This is a genomic window from Geitlerinema sp. CS-897 (genome assembly GCF_028368005.1).
In the GTDB taxonomy this organism is placed as follows: Bacteria; Cyanobacteriota; Cyanobacteriia; order Cyanobacteriales; family Geitlerinemataceae; genus Baaleninema; species Baaleninema simplex.
Genome location: NZ_JAQNCQ010000319.1, coordinates 1 through 8,953, shown reverse-complemented (window position 1 = coordinate 8,953; position 8,953 = coordinate 1). Strand labels below are relative to the sequence as shown.

Annotated in this window: 10 protein-coding genes and 1 tRNA gene; 6 read left to right on the top strand and 5 right to left on the bottom strand. The window is 51.6% G+C overall.

Annotated elements, in window-relative coordinates:
* Window positions 1-192: 192 nt before the first annotated feature.
* Both POG22_RS20410 and POG22_RS20405 read right to left on the bottom strand, forming a co-directional pair.
* Window positions 193-786 carry a Uma2 family endonuclease gene (locus POG22_RS20410; RefSeq protein ID WP_498906954.1) on the bottom strand — a complete coding sequence of 198 codons (594 nt, stop codon included), beginning with the start codon at window positions 784-786 and terminating at the stop codon, window positions 193-195.
* A gap of 30 nt (window positions 787-816) precedes the next feature.
* On the bottom strand, window positions 817-999 hold the full coding sequence (locus tag POG22_RS20405; protein ID WP_498906953.1) for a hypothetical protein: 183 nt from the start codon (window positions 997-999) through the stop codon (window positions 817-819).
* Window positions 1,000-1,056: 57 nt separating this feature from the next.
* Here POG22_RS20405 and POG22_RS20400 point away from each other — a divergent pair, with 57 nt between their 5' ends.
* On the top strand, window positions 1,057-1,401 hold the full coding sequence (locus POG22_RS20400; protein ID WP_498906952.1) for a nucleotidyltransferase family protein: 345 nt from the start codon (window positions 1,057-1,059) through the stop codon (window positions 1,399-1,401).
* A complete protein-coding gene (locus POG22_RS20395; protein ID WP_498906951.1) occupies window positions 1,402-1,758 on the top strand; it encodes a HepT-like ribonuclease domain-containing protein in 357 nt (118 codons plus the stop codon).
* Window positions 1,759-1,865: 107 nt separating this feature from the next.
* Here POG22_RS20395 and POG22_RS20390 read toward each other — a convergent pair.
* A tRNA-Thr gene (locus tag POG22_RS20390) sits at window positions 1,866-1,937 on the bottom strand.
* Between the two features lie 93 nt (window positions 1,938-2,030).
* Window positions 2,031-3,827, bottom strand: coding sequence for a pyruvate kinase (pyk, locus tag POG22_RS20385; RefSeq protein ID WP_017660354.1), 1,797 nt, complete (start codon window positions 3,825-3,827; stop codon window positions 2,031-2,033).
* A gap of 232 nt (window positions 3,828-4,059) precedes the next feature.
* Here pyk and POG22_RS20380 point away from each other — a divergent pair, with 232 nt between their 5' ends.
* Window positions 4,060-4,245 carry a type II toxin-antitoxin system HicA family toxin gene (locus POG22_RS20380; RefSeq protein WP_074170862.1) on the top strand — a complete coding sequence of 62 codons (186 nt, stop codon included), beginning with the start codon at window positions 4,060-4,062 and terminating at the stop codon, window positions 4,243-4,245.
* On the top strand, window positions 4,245-4,457 hold the full coding sequence (locus tag POG22_RS20375; protein WP_063716388.1) for a type II toxin-antitoxin system HicB family antitoxin: 213 nt from the start codon (window positions 4,245-4,247) through the stop codon (window positions 4,455-4,457). The genes POG22_RS20380 and POG22_RS20375 overlap by 1 nt, the downstream gene beginning before the upstream one ends.
* Here POG22_RS20375 and POG22_RS20370 read toward each other — a convergent pair.
* Entirely contained in the window at window positions 4,454-5,980 is a 1,527-nt protein-coding gene (locus tag POG22_RS20370) for a phytoene desaturase family protein (RefSeq protein WP_498906950.1), read from the bottom strand. The genes POG22_RS20375 and POG22_RS20370 overlap by 4 nt on opposite strands.
* 478 nt (window positions 5,981-6,458) lie before the next feature.
* On the opposite strand from POG22_RS20370, the gene POG22_RS20365 reads away from it, so the two are divergent.
* Window positions 6,459-6,938, top strand: a complete 480-nt coding sequence (locus tag POG22_RS20365; RefSeq protein ID WP_498906949.1) for a calcium-binding protein — start codon at window positions 6,459-6,461, stop codon at window positions 6,936-6,938.
* Window positions 6,830-8,860, top strand: a complete 2,031-nt coding sequence (locus POG22_RS20360) for a Calx-beta domain-containing protein (RefSeq protein WP_498906955.1) — start codon at window positions 6,830-6,832, stop codon at window positions 8,858-8,860. Before POG22_RS20365 ends, POG22_RS20360 begins: the two co-directional genes overlap by 109 nt.
* The last annotated feature ends 93 nt before the right edge of the window (window positions 8,861-8,953 follow it).

Below are 8,953 nucleotides of genomic sequence, written 5' to 3'. Positions count from 1 at the left end.
TCATAATTTTGTCGAGAAATATTATTGTAACTTATAAAGTGGACGAGTTAAGTCAATTCAGATTTATACCTTGAGCAAGACGGCTTCTTGTTCATTTTCCACCCCCAGCTTTTGATAACTTTTTCAGCAAACCCTAATTAAAACTGGTGGCATAAAAATCGCCAATTTTATTTTTTGAAATTTTAAACCACTTTATAAAATCTGCTTCCGAAACTCAATTACAGCATCCAAAGGATTCTCCGCCGTCACGTACTGCGATAACAACCCTATATCCAAACTCGGTAACTGCTGACTTCTCTCGCACTCCACATAACCCTTTTCACCCAAACAGAAAATCGTAAACCGTCCGTTTTCCCAAAACCAAACCTCGGGAACCTCCAACCCTTCGTAAATCGCGAGACTGTCGATTCCCCCAGACGTAAACACCACTTCGATCGCCAAATCGGGACGCGATTTTTCTTCCCCAAAACAGTAACATTCATCCGGTTCGATTCCTCGCGATTTCACTTTCCGACGAAACGTCGTCGAACCCAACCCGAAAAACGGGGTTCGCGTTTCTTCCAAATACGCATCTAGCAACCGCGCGATGTTGCGTTTAATAAATTCGTGGTTTCGACTCGGAGACACAAACTGTAAGGTTCCGTCGAGGTACTTCAGGCGCAAACTGGGAAAGTCATCGCCGAGGAGTTCCAAAAAAGCCTCGTACTTTTCCCAACTGACACCGTGGAGTAGCAATTTTTGGGAGGTGTCGGGCGATCGCTGTTCTGCGAGAAGGTCGAAAGTCATCGCCGTACTGAAGGCTTGTTACCACTTCCATTATAGGGGAAGTTCCCGCGAAGATATCGCGATGAAAAGATTTTTTTCAGCTTCGTTCGTCGAGGGATTTTGGCGATCGCCTCGCTGTTCTAACAGGGAAGCGTAATCCGCCCAAGTTCCGGGCGATCGTAACACGCTTCCCGGTGAAAGATAGAGTTGTTCGGAACTGACGACGGTTCGCATAGATAGTTAAAATAGAGAGCGATCGCTTCTATTTTAAACCGTTCGATTTTCAAACCTATGGCGAACCCCACCGCTCTCGAACCCCGCCTTCAACAACGGTTAGGGCTGTCTCTGGCAGAAATTGCCGCCTTCTGCCAACGGTGGCAAATTCGGCAATTTGCCCTATTCGGTTCCATTCTCCGCGATGATTTTGGGGCAGATAGCGATATCGATTGTCTGGTGAGTTTTTTACCGAACGCTCGCCAAGGCTTGTTGACGTTGGCTAAAATTAAACACGACTTAGAAACTCGATCCGGACGTCAAGTCGATATCGTACCCAAATTGTCGGTTGAAACTAGCGAGAACTGGATTCGCCGCCAGGACATTCTACAAACGGCGCAACTCATTTACGAACAGAGATGAATGAATAGAGATGAAGCGTCACTTTTGGATATAGCCAGAGCCGCTCGACGAATTTTGCAATTTGCTGAGGGATTCGATCGAGTTGAACTTGCTAATAATGAAGAAAAGCAATCCGCTATTCTTTACCAAGTTATTGTAATTGGCGAAGCGGTCAAACGGCTATCAACAGACTTTCGAGAAAACCATCCTGAAATTCCTTGGAAAGATATGGCAGGTATGCGAGATGTCTTAGCCCATCAATACGATCGCATCAACCTCAATACCCTTTGGGATGTTATCCAGCAAGATATTCCCGAATTACTGCTCGTACTCGAACCGTTGCTTCCTCAGCAAGATCGATCGCAAGATTCCGAGTAGTGGAACGTAGTTTATATTGAAAATTGTAATCAAACACCCAAACTTGTAGTGGTCGGGTTTCGTTCCTCCACCCAACCTACTTTTCTTGAATTTCTTCCAACAAAAAAAGCCGATGACGAGATTTGAACTCGTGACCGCTCGATTACGAATCGAGTGCTCTACCACTGAGCTACATCGGCAACGATTACTAATTATAGCACGTCGGCAAAGAATGTCAAGCACTCCTCGCCGAAATCGTGCGGAAACTATACAAACACAGCGAGATCGGTGGCTTACACCTTCAGCAAATCTTCCGTTTGCACTGAAGAGGACGCCCCAGAATACACCAAACCCCGTTGAATATCGAGGGTGAGAATCGACCCTTCCCGAATCAACTTCGTGGCGTTTTTCACCCCGACGATGACCGGCTTACCCAACTGGGAACAGATAATCGCGGCGTGACTGGTCAAACTGGATTCTTCCGTTACCACTCCCGAGGCTTTCTTCAACACCTCAATGAAGTTGGCGTCGGTACTCGCCGTGACGAGAATTTCCCCAGGGCTGAAGTTCGCCACGGACATGGCGTTGCGGGCGACTCGCGCCGGGCCGCTGACGGTTCCCGACATAGTACCCAATCCCGTCCCCTGACCGAGAACAGCGGTAACGACTTCCACTTTCACCAAGTCCGTGGAACCGGACACCCCTTGAAGCGTTCCGGCGGTCATCACCACTAAATCCCCCTCGCTGACGAGTTGGTTTTCCAAGGCCACGTTAATGGCCGCTTGGAAGGTTTGGGAGGTCGAAGGTAAATCCAGTACCAGCAGAGTTTTCACGCCCCATACCAGTTGTAACTGACGGGCGACGTTCACGTGGGGCGTCACCGCCAAAATCGGCGGTTTCGGGCGGAATTTAGAGACGTTGCGGGCGGTAGACCCAGATTTCGTTAGGGTCATAATCGCCGAAGCGTCCAGTTGGTCGGAAATCTGACCCACCGCTTGGCTGATGGCGTTGGGGATCGATCGCCCGGTTTCGTCCACCCCCGAAACGTTCTGGATAATTTTTTCGCGTTCGATGCGCTGGGCGATTTGCGCCATCGTGGCTACAGCTTTGACGGGGAACTGTCCCACCGCCGTCTCGTTGGACAGCATTACCGCATCGGTTCCGTCGAGAATGGCGTTGGCCACGTCGGAGATTTCAGCGCGGGTGGCGCGAGGACTCGACACCATGCTATCGAGCATTTGCGTGGCGGTAATCACCGGAATTCCCAAGCGGTTGGCGGTGACGATGAGGCGTTTTTGCAAGATGGGAACGTCTTCAGCGGGAAGTTCGACCCCCAAGTCTCCCCGCGCCACCATAACGCCGTCGCTGAGGGAGAGAATTTCTTCCATCTGTTCGATGGCTTCGTGTTTCTCGATTTTGACGATGACGGGGACGGATTTTCCGGCGCTGGAAATCAGTTCTTTAATTTCGAGTACGTCTTGAGGGTTGCGAACGAAACTCAACGCCACCCAGTCTACGCCTTGGTCGAGACCGAACATTAAATCGGTACGGTCTTTGTCCGTCAAGGCTTTAACGGAGAGGTAGACGCCGGGGAAGTTGACCCCTTTGTTGTTGGAGAGGACGCCACCGACGACGGTACGACAGTAGAGTTCTCCGGCGGCGGGATCGACTTTTTCGACGCGCATTTCGACCCGTCCGTCGTCGAGGAGAATCGTCGCACCTTCGGGAACTTCCCGCGCTAGGGGTTCGTAGGTAATCGAGGAGACTTCCTGGGTTCCGGGGATTTGGCGACTGGTGAGGGTGAAGGGGTCGCCGTCGGCGAGTTTAATCGATCCCGTCTCGAATTTACCTAACCGGATTTTCGGTCCTTGAAGGTCTTGGAGAATTCCGACGGGTTGGTTTAACTCGAAGGAGGTTTGACGAATGAGGCGGATGTTGCGTTGGTGGTCGTCGTGGGTTCCGTGAGAGAAGTTGAGTCGGAGAGTGGTAGCCCCGGCCAAAATCAACTCCCGCAGCACGTCGGGTTTGCTGGTTGCAGGGCCGATCGTCGCTACGATTTTCGTGCGGCGCAGGGGAGGTCGTCGTTGCATGAACTCTTAGGTCTCTAAACAGATCGATCGATAATAGATGCGTGCTTCGCAAAAGTCTTATCCCGATAGTGTCTCACGATCCCCGGTGTTCGATCGCCTTTTTTTCAGATTTCTAGGCGATCGCCCCTCGGTTCCATCGCCAACGCGCCCCCTGAGACATCCCAAGCGGCGTGTCTGGCGGACAGTTTGAGTCCCGAGTCGTTACTGTTGCGTTCGTCTTTAAAAAATGTCGATGAAAGTAAGAGAGGTCATTAAGCTTATCGAGGAAGATGGCTGGTATTTGGCACGCACGCGAGGCAGCCACCGCCAGTATAAGCATGAAACCAAGTCAGGCTTGGTTACAATTTCGGGTAAACCCAGTGACGACCTCGCACCGGGAACACTCAACAGCATTCTGAAACAAGCAGGTTTGCGATAATGCGGTACTTAATTGTGATTGAAAAAACCGAAACCGGTTACTCTGCTTACTCTCCCGATTTACCGGGTTGCGTGGCGACAGGTCAGACTCGCCAGGAGATAGAACACAATATGCGTGAGGCGATCGCGTTTCATCTCGAAGGTTTGAAAGCGGAAAACTTGGAGATTCCATCTGCGCAAGCCTCGTCTACCTATGTCACCGTTTCCGCCTAAAACCCCAGTTCCTGCAACACGGCTTGGTGTTTTTCCAAGGGTGCGATCGAATTGGCGACGATGTTCCCACTGGCGGCCACCGCCGGAACGCCAATCCCCGGAAACGTAGAATCGCCACAACACCAAAAGCCCTCGATGGGGGTGCTTCCGCTGGGAAACAATCCCTGTTCTGCGGTGATGGCGGGGCCGTAGGTTCCCCGATGTCGCCGTAAAAACCGTTGGTGAGTTAGCGGGGTTCCCACCAGCGAAACTTCAACCCGTTCTCGCAAATCGGGAATAACACGCTCGATCGCCTTCCACAGCACCTCGCCTCGATCTCGTTTCTGCTGCTGGTATTCCTCACTGCGGCGATCGAGTCCCTCCCAAAGATCGTAAGGTTCTGTTCCCGGCGTATACGCATGAATCACGTGCTTTCCCTCCGGCGCTAAACTCGGATCGAGTACCGACGGAATCGACACCAACACGATATTTTGGGGTTTCGTAATCTCCCAATCCTTAACAACGATGTAATGACAATCCAAATCATCGGGAAGTCCCGCCGCATCGATGCCCGCGTGCAAGTGCATAAAACTGTCGCATTGAGGCGTTTCTAACTTTTCCCGTCGGAAGCGATCGGGGAGCGCAACATCGGCAAACAAATCTAACGTATCCCACATCGAAGCATTCGACACCACCGCTTCCTTCGCAATAATTTCCTTACCATTGCGCAGTCGCACCCCCACCGCGCGATTCTGCCGCACCAAAACCTCCTCCACATGGGCGTTCAGCATCAAGCGACCGCCGTACTTTTCTAACCCTCGCATCAGAGCTTCAATAACCGCACCGCTACCCCCGAGGGGATAGTCCAACACCACGCCGGGGCGGTACCACTCTGCAAACATAAACGCCATTTCCGCCGCACTAATGCCCTTCGCGGGAACTCCAGCCAGGAGAAAACAGAGCATATCCATCCAGTTGTAGACGAACTCGTCCGTCACCACCTCTTGGAGAATCTCGCTGAAGGGCTTGGTGAGTTTGAGGGCGTCCAACCCATAACCGATGAAATTGGGGAGATACTTACCCACCGTGAAAATCGCGCCGAAATCCAAGCGCATCGCAGCCGGAGGCATTCCCGTGGCGATTTTGCCCAGGGGTTCCATCACCGCTTGTAAGTTGCGCCATTGCGAGGCGGCATTTTCTCCCCGCAGTTTCCGCAGAACGTAAGAAAAGTCATCGGAACCGATGGCCGATTTAAAATCCCCTTCCGGGAGGCGACATCCCCAAGCGTCGTAAGTCGCACAGGGAACCGTTTCGCCGATGGCGTCGAGAACGTGGCGCAAGGGGTTGGTGGAGGGATAGGACAACCCGGAAAAGAGAGAAGGGCCCGAGTCGAATTTAAAGCCGTTGCGGGTGAAACTGTGGGCGGCACCGCCAGGGATAGCGTGACTTTCGCAGACGGTAACGTCGAAGCCGTATCGCGCCAGCAGTGCGCCACAACTGAGTCCGCCGATTCCGCTGCCGATGACGACGATGTCGGTTTGCATGGGGTTCGAGGGTTGAAGGTGTTGTTAGAGGTAGGGTAACGCGGCGGTTTGGGTCTGCGCTAGGGGGCGGTGCGTTGCGGCGAAGTCAATGTTTGTCGTTGAAACCCATCAGGTATCGACGCCGCAACCACGATTGTTGAAACTGCGATATTTATTGTTTGTTATTAATAACCATATTGCGATAAATCAAAATATTAACTCCGAAGCGAGCGTCCGGAGGTTTAGATATTTCTTTGTAAAATTTTCAAAAAACACTTAAATATCGCAAAAATTCATGAAGTTCTTGCAAGCTTCACTTTTAAATTGGGCTTTTTTTCGTCAATCTGTGTCAAAATCGAGCCACATTTTACGATTTTGCGTTCAAATTAAAAAATAACAAATCGGCACGGGTTAAGTATTTCTATGCTCGATCGACCTTAGTAGCTTTTGTCACTTTACCGTCAAACCCAACTAAATTAAATCCAACCTCGAAAAAACAATGGCAATCCTTGGTATCTCCGACAACGATATCCTGACCGGAACCGTTAATCCTGACATCATCCAGGCTTTGGGGGGGAACGATCGCGCCGCTGGATTCGCAGCGGACGATCGCATCTTCGGCAACGCTGGCAACGACGCACTGGCCGGGAATGCCGGACGCGATACCATTTTCGGCGGACGGGACAATGACACCATTTGGGGCGGACAAGACGACGATCGACTCTACGGAGACTTAGGATTCGATATCGTCGCGGGCGACCTCGGCGACGACTTCATCCAGGGGGGAACCTTACCCCCCCCCACACAAACCAATCTAACCCCGACACCGAAAGTAACTGGCTGTTTGGTAATAAAGGACGAGACACCCTCATCGGCGATGCCGGAGACGACACCCTCTGGGGCGGCCAAGATAACGACTGGTTGCAAGGAGCGTCCGGCGACGATGTCCTCTACGGAGATATGGGCAGCGATACCCTGATTGGGGGCGAGGGTAACGATATTTTTGCGATCGGTCGTTTGACGGGGATTCCGGGAATTCTCTCCACAGGTGGGGACACCCCAGCCGAGGCCGATCGCATCGACGATTTCAGCCGGGGCGAAGATCGCATCGAACTGATTGGCGACCTGACGTTTGGCGATTTGGCGTTAACCGTGGAAGACGGAAACACCCTCGTTCGCGATCGCCAGAGCGGTCAGTTTTTAGCAATTGTTAAAGGTGTCACTAATCTCGACCCCAACGACTTTATCCCCCTGACAGACGTTGCCGTAACAGAAGTTGCAGAACCCGATTCGAGTCAAGCCTCTACTCCGTCACCGACACCAACCCCGACTCCGACACCGTACCCGGAACCGGAATCCGAGTTAACGCCAGAACCCGAACCGGAACCGACCCCCACTCCCACACCTAGCCCAACCCCCGCACTCATCACCGATCCGGTTTACAACTTCGTCTCTAGCAATGGCGTTTTCGTTCAAGAGGTGCCAGAAGGAGATAGCGGTAGCTCCACACTGACGAACTATACGCTGACCCGGACAGCGAACGCGGTTGCTGAAGACGTAACCCTGAAATTCTCGACGCTACAGGGCGGTGGAAACGTCGATCTTTTGACGGGAGGGGTGGACTATAACGATACGCCGATCGTCCTCAGCTTCGCGGCTGGAGAGACCAGTAAGGTCGTCCCGTTTGAAGTGTTTGGCGACACTGACGTTGAAAGCGACGAATGGATTTGGCTGGAAATCGAGAGCTTCAGCGGCTCGGGTCAAGTTGGCACGACCCAGTCGGACGCGCCATTTAAGATTCTCAACGACGACACGGCTCCGGCGGCTCCGACAGCAGACGATGATGGCAGCTATACGGTGAATGTGGGCGAAACCTTGACGATCGCCCCGACCGCTACCAACGACTTACTCGATAACGATACGCTTGGTTTTCCGGTGGCAGCGATCGACCAGTTCAATATTGGTTCTCATTTTGCCAATGCTGGAGACGATCTCGATTGGATCGGAGGTGGAACGTTAACGGTTAATGCAGACGGCAGTTTTAACATCACAAATCCGGGTAGCGCAGGAACATATACGTTTCAATATCGGCTTGCGAACACGGAAGGAAATGACACGGCAACGGTGACGATCGAGGTTCAAGAACCGCCCGCCGTTACTGATGATTCGTATGCCGTAAATATTGGAGACACTTTGACCGTTTCAACGACGGATTCTAACGATGTTCTCGATAACGACACCGTGGGTACTCCGGCGGCGACAATTTCCAGTTTTGGCGGCGGTAGTTTGGGTGGCTCTGTAACTTCTAATAGTGCAGGAGATTCTGTCAGCTTGGCAGGTGGAACGTTGACGGTCAATGCCGACGGCAGTTTCAGTTTAACGAATCCGAGTACGACGGGAAATTACAATTTCAACTATCGCCTAGAAAATTCAGCAGGTTCAGATGATGGCACAATTAATATCGAGGTTACTGCTGTAGCACCGACGGCAACTGATGATAGCGGTTACTTGGTTGAGCCTGGAGGAACTTTAAATATTGCGACAACGGACGCCAACGATTTGCTCGATAACGATACGCTAGGTAGCCCTGTATCGACTTTAGCGACATTTGGCGGCGGCTATCTAAGTGGTGATGTAACAACGAATACGGCTGGGGATTCTGTCAGCTTAGCGGGGGGAACCTTGACAGTAAATGCCGACGGTAGTTTCAGTTTAACAAATCCAACAGCGGCCGGTTCTTACAACTTTGACTATCAATTGTCCAACTCGGGCGGGACTTCCGATGGAACAGTTAGCATTCTAGTTGGCATACCGCCAGTGGCAATAGAAGATGGCGTTGACGATCCGGCAACGGTGGGTGCATCTCACTTTCGTAAAAACACAAAAATCATGGTAAAATAATATGAGTAGATATATCTAAAAAATTTCAAAATGAACTTAAACTCCGAAGAACGAGAAAAGCTACAAGAACATCTCAAAGCGGTGGCTGACATC

Coding starts and splice junctions, on each gene's coding strand:
- POG22_RS20370 (WP_498906950.1), bottom strand. CDS start 5,980: ATGCAAACCGACATCGTCGTCATCGGCAGCGGAATCGGCGGACTCAGT.
- POG22_RS20410 (WP_498906954.1), bottom strand. CDS start 786: ATGACTTTCGACCTTCTCGCAGAACAGCGATCGCCCGACACCTCCCAA.
- pyk (WP_017660354.1), bottom strand. CDS start 3,827: ATGCAACGACGACCTCCCCTGCGCCGCACGAAAATCGTAGCGACGATC.
- POG22_RS20375 (WP_063716388.1), top strand. CDS start 4,245: ATGCGGTACTTAATTGTGATTGAAAAAACCGAAACCGGTTACTCTGCT.
- POG22_RS20365 (WP_498906949.1), top strand. CDS start 6,459: ATGGCAATCCTTGGTATCTCCGACAACGATATCCTGACCGGAACCGTT.
- POG22_RS20380 (WP_074170862.1), top strand. CDS start 4,060: ATGAAAGTAAGAGAGGTCATTAAGCTTATCGAGGAAGATGGCTGGTAT.
- POG22_RS20395 (WP_498906951.1), top strand. CDS start 1,402: ATGAATAGAGATGAAGCGTCACTTTTGGATATAGCCAGAGCCGCTCGA.
- POG22_RS20405 (WP_498906953.1), bottom strand. CDS start 999: ATGCGAACCGTCGTCAGTTCCGAACAACTCTATCTTTCACCGGGAAGC.
- POG22_RS20400 (WP_498906952.1), top strand. CDS start 1,057: ATGGCGAACCCCACCGCTCTCGAACCCCGCCTTCAACAACGGTTAGGG.